The 23,684-nt window shown below is 38.2% G+C and carries 20 protein-coding genes; 10 read left to right on the top strand and 10 right to left on the bottom strand.

The genetic code is table 11. From position 1 onward, the window contains the following. Positions 1–52: 52 nt before the first annotated feature. From J2Z32_RS18915 to dcuS, 7 genes are all read right to left on the bottom strand, one after another. Positions 53–829 (bottom strand): Cof-type HAD-IIB family hydrolase, encoded by a 777-nt coding sequence (locus tag J2Z32_RS18915; protein ID WP_210090754.1) that lies wholly within the window; start codon positions 827–829, stop codon positions 53–55. Between the two features lie 126 nt (positions 830–955). Continuing rightward, entirely contained in the window at positions 956–1,480 is a 525-nt protein-coding gene (gene pssA, locus J2Z32_RS18910) for a CDP-diacylglycerol--serine O-phosphatidyltransferase (protein ID WP_210090753.1), read from the bottom strand. A 141-nt stretch (positions 1,481–1,621) separates the two neighbouring features. Further along, the gene (locus J2Z32_RS18905) at positions 1,622–3,232 is read right to left on the bottom strand and encodes a sensor domain-containing diguanylate cyclase (protein WP_210090752.1); all 1,611 of its coding nucleotides are present in this window, start codon (positions 3,230–3,232) and stop codon (positions 1,622–1,624) included. A 259-nt stretch (positions 3,233–3,491) separates the two neighbouring features. Further along, complete coding sequence (locus J2Z32_RS18900; protein WP_425343020.1) at positions 3,492–4,661, bottom strand: NAD(P)-dependent malic enzyme; 1,170 nt, start codon at positions 4,659–4,661, stop codon at positions 3,492–3,494. Positions 4,662–4,949: 288 nt separating this feature from the next. After that, positions 4,950–6,311 carry a 2-hydroxycarboxylate transporter family protein gene (locus J2Z32_RS18895; RefSeq protein ID WP_210090750.1) on the bottom strand — a complete coding sequence of 454 codons (1,362 nt, stop codon included), beginning with the start codon at positions 6,309–6,311 and terminating at the stop codon, positions 4,950–4,952. Between the two features lie 567 nt (positions 6,312–6,878). Next, complete coding sequence (locus tag J2Z32_RS18890) at positions 6,879–7,586, bottom strand: response regulator (protein ID WP_210090749.1); 708 nt, start codon at positions 7,584–7,586, stop codon at positions 6,879–6,881. Continuing rightward, positions 7,583–9,175, bottom strand: a complete 1,593-nt coding sequence (dcuS, locus tag J2Z32_RS18885; protein WP_210090748.1) for a DcuS/MalK family sensor histidine kinase — start codon at positions 9,173–9,175, stop codon at positions 7,583–7,585. Before dcuS ends, J2Z32_RS18890 begins: the two co-directional genes overlap by 4 nt. Before the next feature lie 363 nt (positions 9,176–9,538). On the opposite strand from dcuS, the gene J2Z32_RS18880 reads away from it, so the two are divergent. From J2Z32_RS18880 to rd, 3 genes are all read left to right on the top strand, one after another. Beyond that, positions 9,539–10,777 carry an FprA family A-type flavoprotein gene (locus tag J2Z32_RS18880; protein WP_210090747.1) on the top strand — a complete coding sequence of 413 codons (1,239 nt, stop codon included), beginning with the start codon at positions 9,539–9,541 and terminating at the stop codon, positions 10,775–10,777. Between the two features lie 75 nt (positions 10,778–10,852). Then, the gene (locus J2Z32_RS18875) at positions 10,853–12,058 is read left to right on the top strand and encodes an NAD(P)/FAD-dependent oxidoreductase (protein WP_210090746.1); all 1,206 of its coding nucleotides are present in this window, start codon (positions 10,853–10,855) and stop codon (positions 12,056–12,058) included. Between the two features lie 59 nt (positions 12,059–12,117). Further along, positions 12,118–12,282, top strand: coding sequence for a rubredoxin (rd, locus tag J2Z32_RS18870; RefSeq protein ID WP_210090745.1), 165 nt, complete (start codon positions 12,118–12,120; stop codon positions 12,280–12,282). 109 nt (positions 12,283–12,391) lie between these two features. Here the strand turns inward: rd and J2Z32_RS18865 are convergent, their stop codons facing one another. Further along, the gene (locus J2Z32_RS18865; protein WP_210090744.1) at positions 12,392–13,096 is read right to left on the bottom strand and encodes a Crp/Fnr family transcriptional regulator; all 705 of its coding nucleotides are present in this window, start codon (positions 13,094–13,096) and stop codon (positions 12,392–12,394) included. 338 nt (positions 13,097–13,434) lie between these two features. Between J2Z32_RS18865 and J2Z32_RS18860 the strand changes: the two genes are divergently transcribed. From J2Z32_RS18860 to J2Z32_RS18845, 4 genes are all read left to right on the top strand, one after another. After that, positions 13,435–14,142, top strand: a complete 708-nt coding sequence (locus J2Z32_RS18860) for a response regulator transcription factor (protein ID WP_210090743.1) — start codon at positions 13,435–13,437, stop codon at positions 14,140–14,142. Beyond that, entirely contained in the window at positions 14,139–15,377 is a 1,239-nt protein-coding gene (locus tag J2Z32_RS18855; protein ID WP_210090742.1) for a HAMP domain-containing sensor histidine kinase, read from the top strand. The genes J2Z32_RS18860 and J2Z32_RS18855 overlap by 4 nt, the downstream gene beginning before the upstream one ends. A 131-nt stretch (positions 15,378–15,508) precedes the next feature. Beyond that, entirely contained in the window at positions 15,509–16,186 is a 678-nt protein-coding gene (locus J2Z32_RS18850; RefSeq protein WP_210090741.1) for an ABC transporter ATP-binding protein, read from the top strand. A 2-nt stretch (positions 16,187–16,188) separates the two neighbouring features. After that, positions 16,189–18,873, top strand: a complete 2,685-nt coding sequence (locus tag J2Z32_RS18845) for an ABC transporter permease (protein WP_210090740.1) — start codon at positions 16,189–16,191, stop codon at positions 18,871–18,873. Positions 18,874–18,904: 31 nt separating this feature from the next. On the opposite strand, the gene J2Z32_RS18840 is transcribed toward J2Z32_RS18845, so the two are convergent. Continuing rightward, positions 18,905–20,287: a sensor histidine kinase gene (locus J2Z32_RS18840; protein WP_210090739.1), complete on the bottom strand. Its 1,383-nt coding sequence runs from the start codon at positions 20,285–20,287 to the stop codon at positions 18,905–18,907. Next, positions 20,284–21,024 carry a response regulator transcription factor gene (locus J2Z32_RS18835; protein WP_210090738.1) on the bottom strand — a complete coding sequence of 247 codons (741 nt, stop codon included), beginning with the start codon at positions 21,022–21,024 and terminating at the stop codon, positions 20,284–20,286. Before J2Z32_RS18835 ends, J2Z32_RS18840 begins: the two co-directional genes overlap by 4 nt. 166 nt (positions 21,025–21,190) lie before the next feature. On the opposite strand from J2Z32_RS18835, the gene J2Z32_RS18830 reads away from it, so the two are divergent. The 3 genes from J2Z32_RS18830 to J2Z32_RS18820 are packed head-to-tail and all read left to right on the top strand — an operon-like array spanning position 21,191 to position 23,593. After that, positions 21,191–22,105, top strand: a complete 915-nt coding sequence (locus J2Z32_RS18830; protein WP_210090737.1) for an ABC transporter ATP-binding protein — start codon at positions 21,191–21,193, stop codon at positions 22,103–22,105. Beyond that, positions 22,105–22,854: an ABC transporter permease gene (locus J2Z32_RS18825; protein ID WP_210090736.1), complete on the top strand. Its 750-nt coding sequence runs from the start codon at positions 22,105–22,107 to the stop codon at positions 22,852–22,854. The genes J2Z32_RS18830 and J2Z32_RS18825 overlap by 1 nt, the downstream gene beginning before the upstream one ends. Positions 22,855–22,858: 4 nt before the next feature. After that, positions 22,859–23,593, top strand: a complete 735-nt coding sequence (locus J2Z32_RS18820) for an ABC transporter permease (protein ID WP_210090735.1) — start codon at positions 22,859–22,861, stop codon at positions 23,591–23,593. Positions 23,594–23,684 lie beyond the last annotated feature (91 nt).

Below are 23,684 nucleotides of genomic sequence, written 5' to 3'. Positions count from 1 at the left end.
ATGAGAGCACATTCTTTTTTCAAAGAGTGCGCTCTCATTTAAGTTTAATAAATTATAGTAAACCAACCATTTTCAGGCCATGTAAAATTCCATCTTCCTCAACACGCTTGGTTACATATTTTGCGGCTGCCTTAGCCTCTGGCAACCCATTGCCCATAGCAACACTATTAGGTATGCTTTTTAGCATATTCACATCGTTTAATGCATCTCCAAAAGCGTATTGATGGTCTAGTGCGATTCCTAATCTTTCAGTTAGTTTAGAAACGCCGACCGCCTTAGAACCTCCACTAGGCACAACATCCGTTGCATCGATCCCACATCGAACGAAATCAAACGCCTTGAATACTGACTCATAATACTTTTCTTCCTCTTGGTGGCACAAAAGTAAGGCTTGATAAATTTTTCTGTTTTTATAAAAGAAAGGATCATGTTGCGGAATAAACATTTTGTGTTGTCCAACTGAGGTTCGTAACAATTTCTCCTCTGGCATGTTGGCCTTCATGTCTTGTGCATCGACATATAAAACAGGATGTTCATGCTCTAAAGCAAGCTCAGTTAACATAAATAAAGCATCTTCATCTAATGCTCGATCATAAATCACTTCATTTTTTAAAACAACATAAGAACCATTACAACTCACATACGTATCAATCTCTAATTCCTCACGTATATTTTGAAACATAAACGGTGCACGTCCTGTTGCAATGGCAACCTCATGCCCTAAGCCTTTCAGATCCATAATCGCTTGCTTTGCAGAAGGAGGAATGTTTTTGTTAGCATCAAGCAATGTGTCGTCAATATCAAAAAAAATAATCTTTTTGTCAATCATGTTCCCACCTAACTTTCTATCCATCAATTTTCAAACATTAGTCCCCATCATTATAATTGATGAAACGCGTTACAAGTCAACTATACACAAGTAATATGTACGCAATAATAACGTATTGTTAAACATTTATTTTTGCCCAATATTTCTTTTCAGAGACGGAAATGGAACACGACTTACCATTAAAAAGGATAATAAACCTATTATAGGTACAAATATCCAAGGATTTAAATTCTCACTAAGTAGAGAGGACAACGCTAGCAATAGTCCTGCAGCCGTAATCGGCATGCCTACAAATCCTGTCGATGGAGCCGATAAGTTAAAACGTGCCAGTCGTAACGCCCCACAAGCTATAAATAGAACTACAATCACTATACCCATCCAATCAATATCACTTAATTTAAACAAAAAAATTAAAAATGCAGGTGCGACCCCAAATGACACTATATCCGCTAAAGAATCCAACTGCTTACCGAAGTCACTACTGCAACGAAGCCATCTTGCTACTAAACCATCCATCACATCACAAAAGGCTGCAACAATAATCATGATTAACGCTGCCGTATACATCATTTGTATCGAAAAAAATAAAGATATTGCTCCAGTTATTAAATTTCCGATCGTAAAAAATGAAGGTAACCAACTCCACTTCATTTGCATCTCTCCCTTATTAGCCAAGCTTATCATTTCTATAAAATAGAATAGCATGTATTTAAATTTACACTCTTGAATCATAAAAGTAACTACTACCTTTACGGATGAGAGGTGTAAATGTTACAAATATCATCAATTTTTTTATTTTTTCTCCTTATCTAAGCTTTGAACAATAACGGTTTTGTTTCTGCCCTCCTCCTTAGCTTGATAAAGTGCAGTATCTGCAAGATGAAATAATTCAGTGGCACTATTTGCATGAAAAGGATATACAGCAATTCCTACAGATATAGTAATAGGATGATCAAGAGACATATCCGTTTGTTGAATCGCGATTCGAATTTGCTCTCCCATCAAAAAGGCAGTACGATTATTTGCATTAGAGAGCATGACTACAAATTCTTCGCCACCAAACCGTGAACAGACATCGTTTTCTGTTACCTGCTCTATAATGGCAGATGATACTTTTTGAAGAACAATATCTCCAGTTTGATGTCCATATGAGTCATTAATCACTTTAAAATGATCAATATCGATCATTAAAATCGCGAAGGGATGCTGCTCAGTCACCCATTGCTGGATGGTTTCCTCAAACATTCTGCGATTTGTTAAGCCCGTCAGCACATCCGTTTTTGCTTGATACACTAGCTGATCGTGTTGACGTTGGAAGTTTCGGATAGCCCCTACTACCGTTCGTGTTAATACATCTGCTTCCCTATTCCAATGTGAATGTAGATCAGGGATTGCAATATTCCCTTCTTCTAGCTGCTGAATTGAATTCGCTAAAATAACAAACGGTCTAGCCAAATGTCTTGCAATCCACATTACAACCAGCATTAATAATAAAATAGGGAACAAAATATTCGTAATAAGGACTTTTACATGGTTTTCTAGCTGCTCATAAATATTTTCTGTTGGAGAAACAACAACAATTCCCCAATCCGTTGAAGGGGATTTAATAAAGCCAACCAAAGATTTCATACCTTGGTGATCAACATACTCCTGCTTCCCACTTTTACCCCCTTGTAACTGCTTAATAATATAATTTGAGCTAATGTCTACCCCAATAAGATCCCTCTCAGGATGATAAAGCAACTTCCCAGTAGAATCGACAATATAAAAATAAGAGGGGTCATCTTTTTTTAATTGGCTACCAAACATTTTATTAATAATATTCGTTTCCTGTAAATATACAGTTCCACCAATGATACCTTGATATTCGCCTTTTGTATTAAATATAGGTTCACTAATGAACACAATTCTGCGTTTTGTTGTTTTAGTTGTGTATACTTCAGAAATATAAGGTCTTTGAGAATTTATAGCTTTTAGCATCTCATTTGAAGTAACATAAGTGCCTTGTGTTCCTATACTTTTAGGTGAAATCGTGCTAACCAATGAATTTTTATCGATGACTGCAAGTGAATTAAAATAGTTACTACTGTGCCGAATTAGCTCTAATTGATTTTCTAAGCTTTTGGCATCTAACGATTCTCCAGAATCACCAATCACATCTGCTGCGTATTTCAAGCTTGATTGCATCGACTCAAATAAAATGTCCATCGATTGACTCATCTGGGTTGCGTTAGAGTAATTTAACATTAATGTATTGTCAATTAACGATTTTTTTTGGGTTTGTGTGAAGGAAAAAATAGTGATGGAAAGTGTGATTAATAAGGAGAGGCTTACAAATCCAATAAAAATAACCGGCAAGCTTATCCTCTTTTTCTTAAAAAATGAATGATGCTGCAAAATCATGAATGTGCCCCCCTCGGACAACGGATACTTGCATTGTATCTTTTAGACAGCCATAGTATCCCCGTCCTGCGCTGAAAAAACAAAAATGAATATTATTATAATAATACCACCTCTAACTATAAAACTCAGTAGGAGTTTTGTTGCATCATTCTTTTAAAATTAATTAAATCATAACAAAACCCACAGCATCTATTTTTAGCAAATAGAATACTATGGGCATTGTTCTTAATTATACCTGTATTTGGGAGGTAGGTATTTTTTAATTTGTTTTACGTGCAATTTTACTTTGAACTGCAGCTTCAGCAACTGCTGTTTTAATACGTTCAACAACTCGAGTATCAAATGCATCTGGAATAATATAGGTTTCACTTAATTCTTCATCTGTAATTACGGATGAAATGGCTTTTGCAGCTGCAAGCTTCATTTCATTGTTGATGTCACTAGCTTGGGCATACAAAGCACCTTTAAAAATACCAGGGAAGCATAATACGTTGTTAATTTGGTTCGGATAATCTGATCTTCCTGTTGCCATCACACGAACATGTGGTGCTGCCAAGGCAGGATCAATTTCTGGTGTAGGGTTTGCCATTGCAAATACAATTGCATCCTTATTCATATTTTGTACGTCTTCAACTTTAAGAATGTTAGGCGCTGACACCCCGATAAATACATCTGCACCTTTGATCACTTCAGACAACAGGCCATTTTCTTGATTTGGATTTGTGATTTTTGCAAATTCATTCCAATGCTCTTTATCGTATTGGATATTAGATGAAATTGCTCCTTCACGATCCACACCTATTAGATTTGTTGCCCCTGCTTCTAACAGCATTTTAGAAATCGAGATTCCTGCTGCGCCACAGCCATTCACGATAATTTTAACTTCATTAATTTTTTTGTTACATACCTTTAACGCATTCAATAGTCCTGCTAACACTACAATTGCAGTTCCATGCTGGTCATCATGAAAGACAGGAATATCTAGTTCTGCTCTAAGCCGTTTCTCAATCTCAAAGCAACGAGGGGAAGAAATATCCTCCAGATTGATACCACCAAATGTTGGTGCAAGTGCTTTTACGATTGAAATAATTTCTTCTGTATCTTTGGTATCCAGACAAATAGGTACAGCATCGATATCTGCAAACTGTTTGAATAATGCCGCTTTCCCTTCCATTACTGGCATTGCTGCCTTAGGGCCAATGTCGCCAAGTCCTAATACCGCTGTTCCGTCTGAAACGACCGCAACCGTATTTTTCTTGATCGTTAAATCATATGCTTTTTGTTCATCACGAGCAATCTCCAAGCACACCTTAGCAACCCCTGGTGTATACACCTTAGACAAATCATCTTTAGTCACAATTGGATGCTTTAAAGTAACTTCTACTTTTCCGCCCTCATGTAGCTTCATAATTTCTTGGAAACGCTCCACGATATCTCCACCGCCAAGCTGTGCAATCGCCTTTTCAATCCCTTGTTGCTTCTCTTTATCTTCTATACCGATATTAATATTTTCAAAAACAAGGCCTTCTTCTATTTTTACCTGAACCTGTTCCATACTTCCTTGATACTTTTCTACAATCTTTTTAATATTATCAATGTAATTGCTATCACTATTGTATTGGACCTGTACAGTAAACACATGAGAATGATCGATAACTTTATTCAAGCTGATCGCCTCCATAAATTGTTTTTATATTTTTACTTAAATCCGTATAACTTAACCGCCCCATACCGCAATCAATAGGGTAGCAGCTACAACGGTTAGTGCGCCACCAATACGAGTTGAGATTTGAGCAAATGGCATTAACTCCATACGACCAGATGCAGAAAGAATTGCAACGTCACCTGTTCCGCCTAAACCACCACGGCATCCTGTAACGATTGCTGCTTCAACAGGGAACATGCCTACCCATTTGCCTACAAAATATCCTGTAACAACCATTGCGACAATCACTGTTGCACATACAAGGATGTAAGGGATTGAGATCAATGCTGCAACATCATTTAATGGAATGTACAAAATACCTAAACCAACCATCAACGGCCATGTTAATGTACCAGATACAAATTTGTACAAGTGATAAGCACCTTGCTCAATTTTGTAAGGAAGCAATTTACTTATTTTCAGTAAGGCTGCTCCAAAGATCATTAAGATTGGACCAGGAATACCTACTACTGGCGCTAATAATGTGCCTGTAATAAACAAGGTACAAGCGAATAAAAGTCCTGCTCCCATCAATGCAAAGTCATATTTTTCTGCATCATAGTTGCTTCCGCCCATTTTGTTACCATTTTTTTCTTTTACTAAAACACCATTACCTGTAATCGACGGGTTTTTATCCGCCATTCTTTTTAATACGCCGGCACCAATAATTGCAAACACGTTACCAATAACTGCGGCTGGAATCATTTGAGCAACATAGCTGCCTGATTCACCACCAAGAATTTGAGAAAAGGCAATTGACAATGGTAAAATCCCTTCACCAACACCACCACCGATAATCGGAATGATGATGTAAAAAAGTGTACGGTGCGCAGTGTAGCCAAATAACATCCCTACGCCCATACCAGCAGCGACCGCAGCAACAGTACCTGCAATCATTGGAACAAAAATACGGATAAAACCATCAATCAATGTTTTTCTATTCATCCCTGTAATACTACCTGCTACTAAACAAGCAATATACAAATAGAGGAAGTTAGACGTTTTCATTAAAGTGTGTACGGAATCAATAATAGGTGGATTTAATATGTTCCAAAAAACTAGGAAGGACGGAACCATTAAAGACAAAATTGCAGGTCCACCAATGTTTTTAAGAATTGGCAACTTAAAGCCTAAATCGCTTAAAAGTATACCCATAATCATAATAACTGCTAAACCGCCAATCATATCGTTTGGCAAACGGCCTAATGCTGCTGCTGAAAATATAATTACTGCAAAAACTACATAAATCGGAAGCGGAATAACTCCAACCTTCAAATGTAATATTTTGTGAAACCAGCCTTTGCTTTCTGTCTGTGCATCTACATTTTGTGACGCTCCACCAGAACTTCCTTGCGGCTGTAGTACCTTGTTCATGTAATTTGACCTCCTTGTAATCTTCTACAGCCCCATCATATCGTCTTTGTAAGCGCTTTTGTGATTGTTTAAATATTGGTATAGTTTTTAAAGTTTTTAAAGCAAGCGCTTTCATAAAAACGTGTTGCATGCAGCGAAAGGAGGTTGCTACGTGACAGAGGGTTGTTTCGAGCGCTCTTAAAATCCGATTCCTTCATTTATCTATAAGGTTGGAATCGGATTCTAAATGCGCCCATTTCATTTCTCCACAATCCCTCTGCCCCTTCGCTACTTTCTAGCTGCATGCAATGGACTATTTTTTAGTGGTATACTCGCCACTAAAAAATATGTCAAAAATGGGGGTGTCGCCCCCCACCCCGCCCCGCATATGTGAATACAATAATAAATAATTTAAGCTCAGTATCCTTCTTAAATTATTTATTAATTAAAAAAGGGCATTACCAGCGATTGATTCCAGTAGGAATATCGCGGTAATGCCAATGCTGTAATCTTATATCACATAAAAGTTACCAAACTAAAATAACTATATAAGCTAAAAAAATATATTAAATTATAAAGTACATTGTATTATAAATACTTTCTTATCTCTTGGTGTCCTTGTGGTGTGACACGGTATTTTTGCACGGGTCTGCCTACTGCGCCATAGACATGATCCATTTCTAAAATGCCACGCGCCTCGAGTTCTGTTAAATACTTCCCTGTGGATACACGCGATATGCCCGCAGCAGCGGATAGCTCCTCACTTGCAAACCATTCGTTTGAAAGTCCTGATATTGCTTTCCATATCGTTTGTAGTGTTTGTCGAGTCAACCCTTTGGGGAGAGGTGCATTATGGGTAGCACCTGGTGTTGGATGTGTTAAGCTATCTAGCTCTGATTGTACTATTACTTCACTGCTTCTAAACAATTTTGCGCGATCTCTGTACGTTTCTAATGCAGCGCGTAAACGATTAAATTCAAATGGCTTAATTAAATAGTCTACTGCACCATTGTGTAAGGCTTGACGTATGCTTGCTGTATCCTTTGCCGCCGAAATTACGATTACATCCGTTGTTAAAGATTTATTTCTAATTTGGGATAAAAGCTCCAAACCATTACTTCCAGGCATATAAATATCAAGCAATAATAGATCATAGGTTGTTTTCTCCATCATACTTAATGCTTCTTCTACCGTACTCGCCCAACCATCCACACGAAAGCCAGGCGTCTGCTCGGTATAAAATTTATTCATTTCAGCAACCATCGGATCATCTTCAACGATAAGTACTTTAATCATTTGTCCCCCATTTTAACTTGGTACGGTATCCGTACTATAAATTCAGTTCCTTGATTTGGCCCACTATGACAGCTAAGCTCACCACCTAGCTTTTTCACACTTCGCATTATTAAGTATAAACCAATCCCTCGATTTTTCCCCTTTGTTGAAAAGCCTTGCTCATACATTTGTTTCATCGTATCTTCCGATATTCCTTTTCCGTTATCCCGTACAGTCACTGTCATCACTTCATCTTCGTACCTAAAGCCAAGTGAGACTTCCTTACTCTCCGCATCATTAGGTGCCTCTAATGCATTTTCCAGTAAATTACCAACAATCGTAACAAGCTCATGCGACGTTTCTGGATCAGCACATTCTAGCAAAACACCTTCTTCCAATATCGTAATTTGTGCGCCTGTCTCTCTTGCTCTACTCAGCTTGCCTAATAAAAATCCTGCCATTACAGGGTCCTTCACCTGTTTTACAAGCATACCTGCCTCAGATTGAAAGTGCTCTAAAATATCACTTAAATATTGATCTAAGCGATCATATTTGCGCATATGGTTAAGTCCTACTAATACATGGAGTTTATTCATAAATTCATGTGTTTGAGCCCGCAAGGCTTCGGCATACAAAGAAACACCAGATAATCGTTCCATTAGCACATCAATTTCTGTCTTATCTCTAAAAGTAGCAATTGCACCTTCAATGACACCATGCACCTTCACAGGTACAATATTGACAAGCAATGTTAGTTCCTCCTGATCAATCGCAATATCATTTAAAGCCTTACCACTTGCAAGTACCTTATCAAGGTGCAGCAAATAACATAGATCTGTTTGATTGTCTTCATCAATTCCCGAAATTTTTAATAATCTTTTGGCAGCCGCATTAATTAACGTAACCTTCCCCGAAGTATCTACGGCGACAATTCCCTCTTTTGCAGACTGGAGCATTGCACTTCGTTCTTCTAAAAATCTTGATATTTCCTGAGGCTCCATCCCAAACATTAACCGCTTTAAGCGACGCGCTAATAATACGGCACCTAATCCTCCAAGCGCACCACCTGCTAACATCCCCAAATAAAGAATCCAGCGATTTTGCTTCACAGCAAGCTTTACAGTATCAATGGGTAAGCCTACGGCAACAACACCTAGCAACTCACCTTCACTAAAAATGGGTGAAAACGCTCGCACAGATGTGCCTAACGTGCCTTGTGCAATCGAAATAAACTCCTTCCCATGTAACGCCTCTCCTTCATCGCCCCCTGCGAAATGTTGCCCGATTAAGTTTGGATCTGGATGGGACAAGCGAATTCCTTCCGCATTCATGACAACAACAAATTGCACATCATTTAGTTTGCGCACCTCTTCTGCAAAGGGCTGTACCGCAGCAATGTTCTCTTTACCACTTAAAGCCGCAATCACAGTAGGTGCCTTAGATACTGTCCTTGCGATCGTAACGGCTTTTTGCTCTAAATTTTCGGTTGTAATATTTGAAATTTTACTACTAAACATGAAATATACAGTAAAAAGGACGACAACTAAAACACAACATACCATCAACGTAATTGTCGTTTGCAGCTTTAACGTGTGTTTTCCTATTTTCAATAAGCTCACCTATCATTTTTTCTTTGATTATATCTACCCTTGTCCAAAATGTCTGTATAAATTATGTGAAGCCACAAGGATAGCAACAACTATACTCATGGCTTCTTTTCTCTCTATTGGCACTTTGGGATGATATGTATGAAATGGAATTGCTATTCAAGTTCATTATAATACGACAATGGAGTCTCTGTATACATTTAGAGCAAAGCATCAAAAGGAAGAAAATGAGAAATAGAAGGATTGAGATCACATTTTTATGTTATCGAAGTCGTCCCCTGCTTTAATCTGAATCCTCAAATGAGAATCGGTTCTATCCTACAATGAAGATGTTCCTAATCACATATTACGAAAGGATGTATATAGATGAAACCAGGTTTTGAAATTAGCAAGGATGTTTATTGGGTTGGCAAAATTGATGATCGTGAGGTTCCATTTCATCGTCTATTATTATCCAAAGGCACTACGTATAACGCCTACTTACTTAAAACTGGAAAACCAACGGTGATTGATACCGTAGATATGGAGTTCGGTAGAGAATTTGCAGAACAAATCTCAGAGCTCATTGACCCACTTGATATTGCGTATATCGTCATTAATCATACTGAGCCAGATCATTCTGGTGGGATTGCAGCACTAGCATCCAAAGCAACAAATGCCACAATTGTATGTACAGAAATCGCAAAACCTGAAATCCAACAAATGTATAAATTACAACACCGCTCCTACTTAACGATTAAGGATGGCGACACATTAGATATTGGGGGTAAAACGCTACTATTTAAGGAAACACCTTATTTACACACTGAAGAAACGATGATTACGTATTGTGTTGAGGATCAAATTTTGTTCCCTTGTGATATTTTTAGTACCCATGTTGCTACTTTAAAATCCTTATTTGCAGATGAAGCTGGTTTTGATATATGGGATGATTTCGTTGGTTATTATAAAGCGATTATCCATCCTCATCGTAGATATGTAAGTACATTGATGAATGCCATTGAAGATTTGAAAATTAAAATGATCGCTCCTTCTCATGGCTTTATTTTACGTAATGAAATTGGCAAATATATTGCCTTATATGGGGAATTAAGCACAGAAACGAAAGACGACAAAAAAGTAGCCATCGTGTATGCGACACTTAAAAATAACACCAAAAAGATTGCCCAGCAGCTCAAAGCTCATTTTGAGGAAAGTCATATTGCTGTAGAGTTATGGGATGTAGACAAATCAGAGGAAGACGACATCTTAAAGAGCATTGAAGCCTGTGATGCTGTGTTTATCGGTAGCTCAACAAAGTATGCCGATATGACGGGCAAGCTAGAAAGCTTATTACAAAAGCTGCCTGAGCGAAATCTTGAAGGAAAGCTAGCTGCTGCCTTCGGTTCTTATGGATGGAGTGGTGAAGCAATTGAGGTTGTACAGGATTACTTAAATTCAACCAATATGGATGTACAAAGCACATCAAATGTAATTAAAACAACTGGAATGACACATGTGGAGTTCCCAATTCGTATCCGCTTTACACCAAATGATGAAGTTAAAAAGGAAAAGATTAAACATGCGGCTAACTTTGTTTCAGACCTGCTTTTAAGCGCAATCTAAGTGCAATCTAATTGGTAATTCAGTTCATTTTGCTTATCAGATTAGCTTCACTTAGTAAATAAAGGAGAAATAACTATGGAATTTTTAGAGACACATCGACATTTTGTTATTATTGGCGGAGGCGTGGCAGGATTAACTGCGGCAAAGGCAATTCGTGATCTTGATGCAGAGGCACAAATTAGCATATATGGAGAAGAAGCGGGGTTACCATATAATCGGATCAAATTATCTAAAGCTTTATTTAGCGATTTACAAAGCGATAAGGTACTTATAAAAAAAGAAAAATGGTTTGTACAAAATAAAATTGATTTTTATGCTAGCACTAAAATTACTTCTATTCAGGCAATAGATCACACCATCACAGCTGAAGGCGGACAAACTATTAAATACGATAAGCTTTTGTTATGTACAGGTGCACTCAATCGCATCTTAGAGCTTGATGGTGCTAGTTTACCTCAAGTACACCAGCTCCGATTCCGTGAGCAAGCGGAACAGCTTAAGCAAGCCCTCGCTCCCCACGATCGCGTCTGTATAATTGGCGGAGGAATCCAAGGCATTGAAACGGCATGGTCACTACATCAAGCGGGTTATCATGTCACCATTATTGAACAAGCCCCACGCTTAATGGCTCGACAATTAAATGAAGAAGCGGCTGAAATTTTGACCAAACAGATTGAAAGCTTAGGTACTGCTGTCATTACTGGAACAGCAGTAAACAAAATTATTGGCACGAATCACGTTGAAGGCGTTGCACTTGCAAATGGGGAAGTGGTTCCTTGCAAGCATGTCATCTACTCCATCGGGATCATCCCAAATATCGCATTAGCACAACAAAGTGGAATTAGTGTCGATAGAGGTATTATCGTAAATCAGCATATGCAAAGCAGTGTCGACGATATTTATGTCGCAGGGGATGTTGCACAATTTGAGGGCAAAATTGATGGCTTATGGAATACCGCAATGGAGCAAGGCAGAGTTGCAGGAACTAACATGGCTGATACAACAGCAACCTACCAAGCCCTTATCCCCATGACTGTATTTACTGCGTATGATATGCCATTGTTTTCAATTGGGCAAGTTGACAAGGAAGCTTGCACTAACAATGATTGCAGCACGAAGCTAGAGCAAAAGCAAGGAGAAGCCCCTTACAAAAAATTGTTTGTGGAGGATGGCATCATTTGTGGAGCTATTGTATTTGACTCTGTTATTGCTGCAGCACCTTATAAAGAAGCCATTGAGCAGGCGCGTAGCTACCAGCCTTCTGTCGTTGGCAAGTACTAATTTCTAAATAAAAGCCTTTAAATAAAATATATATTATAAAATTTTGGAGGGTTATTAAAATGAAAAAGTATATTTGTAAACCATGTGGCTATATTTACGATCCAGCGATTGGTGATCCTGATGAAGATGTAGCACCAGGCACCGCGTTTGAAGATCTTCCCGAGGATTGGGTTTGCCCAGTATGTGGTGAGGATAAAGACGAATTTATACCTGAAGAAGAATAAAAGATACCATAGGTAGGAACAAACAAAGTCTGATTTCATCAAATAGATTTCATGAAATCAGACTTTAGATAAGGCTCTTTATTTAAATTAGTGGTTGACAACCACTTTTTTAATCCACATACTCATATAACTTATCCGCATCACAAATCGTTATTTCCCTTGTCCCATTAATCTCAATAATTCCATCTCGCTCAAATTTTCTAAATTTACGGCTAATTGTTTCTCTCGTTACCCCAACGTAATTGGCCATTTCCTCGCGAGATAATGGAAGTCTAATCTTCGTTTTTTCTAATTCACGTTTTCCATATTTTTTACCCATTTCTATGATCATATAGGCGATTCGAATTTCTGGATCACTGGTCGCTAAGCTTTGTGCCAAATTTTCAGTTGCAGCTAATCGTCTAGTAATTGTCTCTAGTAGTTTAATTGAAATCGCTGGGTTTTCCTGAATGATTTGCTGCATAGCCGCTTTGGTTAATAGGCAAATTTCTGTATCCTCTAAGGCATAAGCGCTAAAATTGCTTGTCTCTCCACTATTAAAAATGCTTAGCTCTCCAAAAAACTCCCCTACGGAAAGCACACGTAAAATTTGCTCTTTCCCTTGGGCAGTAATTTTCAATAGTTTTACATAGCCTTTTCTAACAATAAATAACGTCTCAGAGGGCTGCTCCTCTAATATTAACGCATTGCCCTTCTTATATTTTTTATGTTTAATCATGGCACTGATTTTACCTAGCTCTTCTTCTGACAAAGACGAAAAAATGGGAACCTGACGGGTGCATAACGCCTCACTACAATGATAACAAGTATTCATTTTCCTTTGCTCCTTTCTATATTTAGGGTGCTTTCTTTAAGGATGATGAAAATAAAAAGCAACCCCATTCAACGATGAATCGTTAAAGGCGGCTGCTGACATATGTTAAGTTACCTCTTCTTCTATCTATCATGCCTTTATTTAAACATATCACATCAAAATAGGCTGATCTTTGATTGTAGTCACACCAACAGTATGATTAGTATGTCAATTCTCACAGGTTATCACTCCTAACTGTTGTTTATTCCCCATTTTAATTAGGCAAAATGGAGATAGGAACGGTGTATACCTATGAGCTACAATATATGCATAAAGAAAATGAGGACGAGGTGTAAAAAATGGAACATATATTACTCGTTGAGGATGACCAAAACTTTGTTTTTGGTATTAAATATACGTTAAGCAGTGAAGGTTACAACGTCATAGTTGCAACTAGCTTACAAGAAGCAAAAGCAGCATTAACGATTCATACTATTGATCTCATCTTGTTAGACGTTAATTTACCTGACGGCTCTGGGTATGAACTATGTAAAGAAATTAGACAATCCTCTGAAACACCGATTATATTTCTCACTGCACTGGATGAAGAAGCAAACGTTGTTGCAGGGCTTGATCTCGGTGGGGATGATTATATGACGAAGCCTGTTCGCACGAAAGAGCTGCTTTCTAGAATGAAGGCTGTAGCAAGACGCAAAAAAAAGTCTAGTGAGCTTACAACAAAAAATAAATTAAAATCAGGGGAAATTGAGGTACGTATGCAAGAAGGTGTTGTATTGAAGGATCAGAAAGAAATAGCCTTAACAGCACTTGAATACCGCCTTCTCCTTATGCTTTTAACCCATTGCAAGCAAATTTGCAGCCGAAGTATGATTCTCCATCATTTATGGGATATGTCTGGTGAATTTATTGATGATAACACCTTGTCTGTTCATATTAGAAGACTACGCGAAAAAATCGAAGAGGATCCTGCAAACCCTGTATATATTACTACCCTACGAGGCATCGGATATAAATGGAATGTAGATGTAATAGGTGAGCAGCTATGATAACAATAATGCGAAATCCAGAATGGAAATCTATCGCCTTTAAAATCATACTTTTTCAGCTTATGTTAGGGTTCATTTTATTTATGATGGTTAGTCATCAACTCCAATCCATTAAACAAGGAATTGTAGACAATAATGCCGCATTAGTTGGACATTTGTTACAGTCTGAACCTAAGCTTAAAGATGAAATCATACCTTATATTACCCAAGGCGCTCAGTCACATGTAATTGCAGAGGGTAGAAAAATACTTATGCAATATGGATATGATGAAAATATGGCTGTTCAAGATTTAAATGTCCTTTCCAATTCATCTTTACCCCTAAGTACAGCCGTAGTGGTCATCTTATTTGCTGTTCCAGTTTTACTATTATTACTGTGGGAATACCGTAAAGTATTTCAAAAAATTCGAAATGTCGCCTTGGCGGCAGAATTAGTTGTTGAAAAAAAATTCGATATACCTTTGGTGGAAACAGCTGAAGGGGATTTAGGATGGTTAGGACGTAGTTTTAATATGATGGCGGATCGCTTAAATCATAGTCTTGATTTACTGAAGCAGGATAAAATATTTCTGCACAATCTTATTTCCGACATCTCTCATCAACTTAAAACCCCATTAGCTTCACTCATCGTCTTTAATGAGAATTTGTTGAATGACCGCAACATGAAGGAGGACATGAAGCTTACCTTCTTAGAGCGAAGTCGTCAGCAGCTTGATCGAATGGAATGGCTCATTGTCAGCTTGCTGAAATTGGCACGAGTTGAAGCCGGAACGATCGTCTTTCAACATGAGCGTATTAACCTTGGGCAAGTAATTTATGACGCAACCAACACCTTACAATTGTTAGCTCAGCAAAAAAGACAACAAATCATGATTGTCGGTAATGATAAATTGTATATGCACGGGGATAACAATTGGCTAAATGAAGCGTTTATTAATCTCATCAAAAATGCATTAGAGCATAATAAAGCAGAAGGAACAATTGATATTAGACTAGAGGAAACGCCTCTATTTTATAACGTTACTATTACCGATTATGGGGAAGGAATCACAGAGGAAGATTTGCCTCATATTTTCAAACGCTTTTACAGAGGGAAAAACTCCACTAAACCACAAAGTGTTGGCATTGGCTTAGCTTTAGCTAAATCAATCATTGAGGAACATGATGGTATGATCCAAGTTAAAAGTCGAATTGGTGAAGGCTCTACATTTACGGTTTCTTTTCATAAAAACTGAAAGCTAATCAAAATTAATTTAAGTTAATAAAGCGAAGCTTACGATATTGTAAGCTTCGTCTTCACGTTAACGTAAGATTACATGGATACACTGTTAACTGTAGACAATACAAACATGTGGAGGAAGCACTAATGGAAATCGTTAAAACAATAAATTTATGCAAGTCTTATGGAAATTCAGATATAAAAGTCGATGCCTTAAAAAATATAAATTTGACTGTAAATCAAGGCGAATTTGTAGCTATCGTTGGCGCAAGTGGTTCAGGGAAAAGCTCTCTACTTCACTTATTAGGTGGTGTAGATCAACCAACAAGTGGACAGGTTTTAATTGATGATATTGATTTATATACAAAAAGTGAAACAGAGCTAGCTTTAATTAGAAGACGTAAAATCGGCTTTATATTTCAGTCTTATAATCTGATTCCGGTTCTATCCGCAGAAGAAAATATGAAGTTGCCTATGTTACTTGAAAACAGTCAAGCAGATGAAACTTATGTCGAGGAACTATTGGATATGTTAGGGCTAACGGAACGACGCCATCATTTACCGTCTCAATTATCTGGTGGACAGCAGCAAAGAACGGCGATTGGACGAGCATTAATAAACAAGCCTTCTATTATTTTGGCAGATGAGCCTACTGGAAATTTAGATAGTAAGCATAGTCAAGAAATTATGGACTTACTCACTTATTCTGTAAAAAAGTACAATCAGACGTTAGTGATGATTACCCACGATCTTCAAATTGCGCAGCAGGCTGACGTAGTTATTAAGATTGAAGATGGTGCATTACAGCAGCAAGAGGTGAAATGAATATGAACAATTACACTGGACTGACTGTAAAATATTTAAAGGGACAAAAGAAAAGAACATGGCTAACCATCCTAGGTATCGTATTATCCGTATCTCTACTTACCTCTATTGGTACAATTGGTGTTAGCTATAGAGACAAGTTGATCCGCCAAAGTATACACGAATATGGGGATTACCACGTCTCCTTTAATAACATGTCAGGAGAAGGAATAAATAAACTGATTTATAATGCTACTATAGAGAAAACGGGAATCGTTAGTCGAGAGGGTTATGGGATCATTAGTCAAACTAGCCAAAAGGAGCAACAAGAAAACCCTAATGCCGCACCCTATCGTTATTTGAATATAAAAAACTATGATTCTACAGCGATGGACATGCTCCAAATCCAGTTAGAATCAGGTAGACTTCCTGCTCGTCCCGATGAGATCCTGCTTCCTAAGTGGAGCCTAAGTCTTTTTCCACAAATGCCTATAGTGGGTAAACCAATGAAAATACAAATGGGAACACGCATCGATGCATCAACAGGAAAAGCAAAAAAAATTGATGGGATTGGCGATTTTGGCTGGAGTCTTGATGAGAAATTTCGCCCTGAAGTCCAAAAGGAATTTACTGTTGTTGGCATTATGAAAACAGGCAGTAATTTAAATGGGTCTAGTACTTTTATTTTACCTGCGATTACTTTTAAAGCTAACACCTCATTTGATCACAACCAAAAATATTTTATTTATGCAAAAATGAAAGAAATGAATCATATTAAGGACAAGACAGAAGCTATTATGTCGTCCTTACAAATAACTGAAGCTGAGCAAGGTTCAGCAGTTGAACTAAATCGTAACAACTACGTTGATAACGTAAGGGTCGAATATAACAATGCCCTACTAAAGCTTTATGGGCAAAGCACCTATAAAGGAGTTAACCAGAGTTTGATCTGGGCAACAGTTGCAGTGATTCTCCTTATTATGATTTGTACAATAGCTGTCATTTACAATACCTTCCATATCTCTGTATTAGAACGAATTTCACAGTTTGGTATACTGCGATGTATAGGTGCAACCCCTGCCCAAATCCGTAATATTGTGTTAAAGGAAGCGACCTTACTTAGTCTTGTTGGTATTCCAATCGGAATATTTACAGGCACGTTGTTAATGAAGTTATTATTTTACAATATTAGCTTGTTATCTCTTGGTTTCTTTAACGATATGAAGATGGTCATCTCTATCCCTGTCATCCTTGTTGCCGGTTCACTAGGGCTGGTGAGTGTGTACTTATCTGCACTTGGTCCAGCAAGACAAGCTTCTCGTGTCTCTCCTCTTGACGCAATAAAAAGTGCAGGGGCAACTAAGGTGGAGCATATTACTAAATTTAAGAAATCCAATTCTAAGCTTGGTCTTAAGACATTAGGGATTGAGGGTCAATTCGCAAGACGTAACCTTAAACGGAATCAAAAGCGCTTCCGCATTACTATTTTCTCGATGGCAATTAGTATCTTATTATTTATTGTTCTAAGCGATGTTGTTAATATCCTGAAGGAATCGTTACAGGTTTCAGGTTCTAAGTACTCTTATTCTCTTATTTATAATAGAACCTCAGGACATATAGATGAAGGCATTTATAATAAAATAACAAGCCTAGATAGCGTAGAGAAGGCCTATAAGTTTTACAATTCGCAGGTAGCGGCAATTATCCCACAAGATAAAATAAATCCTAATTATCGTAAGCTTAATAAAGAGGGCTTTAATGTACCTGAACAAAATGGTTATAGAACTAGCAACAATTTTATTCAATCCTATGGTTACAATGGTTTAGATGATTTCAAAGACAAGCTAACCTCTGGAACAATTAATAAAGAGAAGATGGATGCTGAGAATGGGGTTATCATTATTCAAAAAATAAATGTGATAACAGACGAAGGCAAACAAATCATTATAAATCAAACTAACTTTAAGGTTGGGGATAAGATTCAAATCCGTAGCATGGGAAGCATTTATGAGGGGCGTTCTAATCACAATAATGTTTACCATACTGTGACGGTAGTAGGTATTGCCGACCATGATCTGTTATCTGATCAGTACACGAATAGTGTGATTCGTACATTTATTACAACACCTAAAGTATATAACAAGGTTATAGGCGCAGATTCATACAAAAGAATTTTTATTTTAGCTGATCCTGAGAAAGCAAGTGAACCCATTACCACCTATTTGCAATCTGTTGTGGACAAGGATGCTGGTTATAGCTATAACGATAGAGCTACGGAATTGGCTGAGGCAAAAAATGATACAATCACGACAGCAATATTTTTGTACGGATTTATGGGTGTCATTATTTTAATTGCCTTCTTAAATATTTTAAATACGATGAGCACGAATCTTATTCTTCGTACGAAAGAATTTGCTGTCTTAAAATCAATCGGAATGACGCAGACACAAATGACAAAAATGATCTTCCTTGAAGGCATTTTTTACGGTGTGATTGCAGCCATTTATGGGTCTATTGTTGGTACAGCTATCAGTTATGGTGTTCATTATTTATTAGCCAATGCTATAGATATGGGCTGGAGTATTCCTTGGTTTAGCATTTTCATTTCGTTCGTTGGTGCAATTTTAACTACTATTTTAGCAAGCTTGTGGCCGCTTCGTAGACTACGTAATACAAGCATTGTTGAATCACTACGAGGAGAAAATTAGGAAATGAGTCTCCACATTAAAGAAGACATTGTCACAGAGTGGCAACGTCTTCTTTATGTATAGGTAACTCCAGTGTAACCCCGCAGCCACCGTCAGCAAAATTATAAAATGCTACAGTACCCTGATGTGCCTTCATAATTTGCCGTACAAGAGTAAGTCCAAGTCCATGGCTATCCAACTGAACCAAGTCAGGTGGGGAGTTCAACATCTCAAGCTGCAGAGTAGAGAAACCAATTCCACTATCGGCAATTGTGATCTGACAGGTTGCATCCTCTTGATGAACAGCAACAATAATATGACAGCCATCAGGATTATGACGAATACTATTGGACACTAGATTTTCAATAGCCCGTTGCAATAGCTTTTCATCAGCAATAAGCTGAATACGCCCAGCATCTGGTTTCACATCAATCTCAATAGTATATGAATGATTTAGACTACTATTAAGAAAATCCACTACAATACCTCTAACTATTGCGGCAGGTGATAATGTTGTTAAGTGAAGTGGCTGCATATCATATTCTAGTTTGGATACTAGATTTAGATCACTAACTAATGTCTTGATCTTTTCCGTTTGACTACGAATAATACGCACCTGTTCCTGCTCTTGCGAAGGTAGGTTTGAATTTTCCTCTAGTTGACTTGCATAACCCATCACGATGGATAATGGTGTACGAATATCATGGGAAACCCCTGCAATCCATGTTGTTCGTGCATCATCCCGTCTTTGCAAAGCTGCTTCCTGTTGTTTTAGTCGAGCTGAAGTCTTGTTCAGGCCTTGTGCCAAATCGCCTAATACCCCACGTATCGGAAGCTGAACCTCTTTATTATTCGCAATATCTTCAATTCCATTGGCAATAGATCGAAGTGAACGAAACAAACGAAGTCCAAATAACAAGGCTAACAATAACGCCGCTCCAATATTTGCAATTAATACACCTAACATCCACTCAGGTAACTGCTTAACAACATGCTGAGGCATCTCCATGTTTTTTTTCCAGACACTATCTTTAGGGGCTCCAAGCACAAACAAGCCCTCTGGATGCTGCCACACATACACAGGATATCCTGCCAAATACCAACGAGAAAAACCCGCTACCTCTGAATTCGTATACTTTCTTGCCATGTTTTGAGGCAAATGTTCAGACCATATGACTTCTCCACTTTGATCAAGCAACATCGCCCACTCAAATTGCTGCTCAAGCTGCTCTCTTCCTTGTTCTGTAAAAGAAAGGCCCCCATTGTTTTTGGTTAAGTGTTTTGCAATTTCCGCCACATTCCCTTGCGTTTTCCCGCTATCATAGGTTCCAGTAATCCATACAAATGCAACAATAACATTCAGTATAAGCAATAGCACAGCAACGGTTGCCGCTGTAGCAACATAACGTGACAATACTTTGAGCATCCCTTTCATTGCTCGCCCTCCAGCTTCAGCTTATACCCTAATCCACGTACAGTGAGAAGATAACGGGGTTTAGATGGCTCTGGCTCCAGCTTTTCGCGTAAGCGGCGAATATGTACCATGAGTGAATTTTCATACCCATACAAGCCTTCCCCCCACACCGCATGGCATAAGCTGTCCCCTGTTACAATCCGTCCACGATTTTCATATAGCTTCTCTAAAATGACAAACTCCTTTGCCGTTAAAGATCGCTGCTCTTGCTCACCTCTTAGTGCATCTCCCACTATAATTGTACCGCTATTTAAATCTACCTTTGTGTCTTGCAAATAAAAAATGGGCTTGTGATCTACCTGCTTGAACAAAACAGGGAAATAAGCGCGATTGAGCACAGACTTAAGACGTAATAATAGCTCTCTGTGTAAAAACGGCTTTGTAATATAATCATCTGCACCTAGACCCAAGCCAAGTAGACGATCCTCATCCTGATCTCTGGCCGAAAGAAACAAAATAGGAACTGGGGAATGCTTACGAAACTCAGACATTAACGAAAATCCATCTCCATCTGGCAGCATTACATCCATAAGTACCCCATCCGGTTTTATCGAAGCAAATAAACGCCTTGCTTGTGCGCAATCCGCAGCAGTAAAGACATGTTCAAAGCCTTCTTGTCGCAATATATTTTCAATCATCATTCTTAAATCAGGTTCATCATCTATAATTAAAATCCGACTCTCAAAAATGTTATTCATATGCTAGCACCTATACTTTTTTCTAAATTTTAAATTCATTATAGCCTATTCCTATACAGGATTGAACGAATAGACAAAAGCTTAAGGTAAATGAAAGGTAGCTGAAAGTTATGTGAAAGGACGTATTGCTACACTAGAAACAAATTTGGAAAGGGAGTTGTTTTTAGTGGCAACCATCATTAAGACACAAGGTCTATGTAAGTTATATGGTAAGACCCTTCGGGTAAAAGACCTCGATTTATCAGTCCCAGAGGGAGCTGTCTATGGCTTTCTTGGACCAAATGGCGCTGGAAAATCGACCACTTTAAAGCTTATTCTTGGGTTAGCTAAACCAACGGATGGAAGGATTGAAGTGTTTGGCAAGGAAATGAATAGCCGTAATCGCTTATCTATATTAAAAAACGTAGGATCACTCATTGAATCCCCTAGCTATTATAGTCACCTAACCGCGGAGGAAAATTTAAAAATAGCTCAGACACTACGTGGCGTACCTGAAAAGGATATTAAGCGGGTTTTGAGCATTGTTAGACTGGATAATACGAAAGGAAAACCAGTAGGACAATTTTCATTAGGGATGAAGCAGAGATTAGGGCTTGCTTGTGCCTTGTTAGGGAATCCGAAGCTACTGATTTTGGACGAACCCACAAATGGACTTGATCCTGCTGGAATTCAAGAAATGCGCGAACTGATCTGCTCCTTGCCTCAGCAATTTGGCATGACTGTCGTTGTCTCTAGTCACCTGTTAAGTGAAATCGATCAGATTGCTACAAATGTCGGAATTATTAGCCAAGGCGAGCTTGTTTTTCAAGATAAGCTACCCACTCTTCATGAGCGAAGTCAAGCCCATTTAGCGCTTAGAGCAATAGATAATGCAACTGCTACACAGGTGATGCAATCTATGGGTATTCATTGTGAGTTTAAGGATGGATATATTATGTTACCTCATATGTCAGATCATTTACTTGCTAAAATGACACATATTTTATCTGAGCATGCTGTTGGGATTGTACGGATTGAGGAACGTCGCAAGAGCTTGGAGGATATCTTCCTTGAGCTTACAGGAACGGTGGTGAGTTTGTAATGAAGGCACTTTTAGCTGAGTTTCAGAAAACACGCAAGCGTAAAATATGGGTCATTATCGCTGCACTTATCGCTGTAGAGCTATTATGGCTACTATGGGCCTTTCGAAAAATGGATAACACCGAGCTGGCACAAGGCTGGAAACGTTTTATGTATCAGCTTCCCTTGCTTAATGCACTTATTATGCCCGTTGTTGCTGCTGTTACTGCCTCTAGGTTATGTGACATAGAGCATAAAGGCAACACCTTTAAGCTGCTTCGTACCTTTCTCCCTGCTGGAGTAATATTTGATGCTAAGTTTGTTTGTGGTGCGCTTTATATGTTAGCTGCAATTTTGCTTCAGGTTGCTGTCATGATTGGATATGGTAATGTAAAAGGCTTTACTGAACCATTTCCATCTTTAATGCTGGCTTATTATTTACTATTTGTTGCTTCTGTCAGCCTAACACTTTATTTACTGCAGCAAGTATTATCGCTCTTATTTAGAAATCAAATGGCTGCATTAACCGTTGGCCTACTTGGTGGCTTGTTTGGTCTATTTAGTATGTTTTTTCCGCAATGGCTGCAAAAATTAATTCCTTGGGGATATTATGGTGTCTTAATGGTTGTAAATATGACCTGGGATGAGGCAACTAGAGTGAGCACATTTCAGTGGCTACCTGCCAATTGGTCTGGCTTTTTCATATTACTTGTTGTGTTTGCTATTGTATATGCGATAGGTCGAAGTGCATTTGTAAGAAAGGAGCTATAATGACATGCTAAAAGCGACAATAGCCGCAGAATGGTTAAAAATGAAACGTAATCCTGTTTGGCTTTCCTTTATATTACTGCCGATCTTACCGGCAATTATGGGCACCTTTAACTATTTACAAAATCAAGCCGTTTTACAAAACCATTGGTATAGTTTGTGGACTCAACATACTTTATTTAATTGCTACTTTTTTATCCCTGCCTTAATCGGGGTGTACTGCTCTTATTTATATCGTATGGAGCATACAAATCATAATTGGAACGCAGTAATGACAGCACCTGTTCGAATTTCGTATTTATATTTTGCTAAACTTTTTACTGCTTCTGTGATGGTTTGTTTGACTATGGTTTGGATTGGTGTGTTATTTATTGCCTCTGGTTGGTTAGCAGGTGTCAGCGGCTCGGTTCCTATTAATTTATTGGGATGGTTGGTCAGAGGGGCATTTGCAGGTATTGTAATTTGTGCAATCCAGCTTATTTTCTCCTTAATCATTCGTAGCTTTGCTGTACCTGTAGGAATTGCATTGATTGGCGGATTTAGTGGCGTGGCATTTTTATCCCAAGGCTTAGGTGCTTATTACCCTTATTCCTTACTTGCTTTAGGGATGAACGCAACAAATCCAGAGGGTGCGATGCCAATTAGTATGACTACATTTATATTAAACTGCCTTCTATTTATTTTAGCTTGTTGGCTGTTTGCCAGCCTATGTCTAAAGAAACGTGATGTGATTGCAGGGTAAAATAAGGCTCTATTTATAAATTAGTACTTGATAACCTCTAGTGGGTGGTAGCTACGCTCCAGAGAGTTCTTGCGATTGTGTTAAAATCATA

Origin of the sequence: Paenibacillus turicensis, from assembly GCF_017873435.1 — a bacterium.
In the GTDB taxonomy this organism is placed as follows: Bacteria; Bacillota; Bacilli; order Paenibacillales; family Paenibacillaceae; genus Fontibacillus; species Fontibacillus turicensis.
The sequence above is the reverse complement of the archived record's forward strand: the minus strand, read 5'-3'. Positions and strand labels throughout refer to the sequence as shown.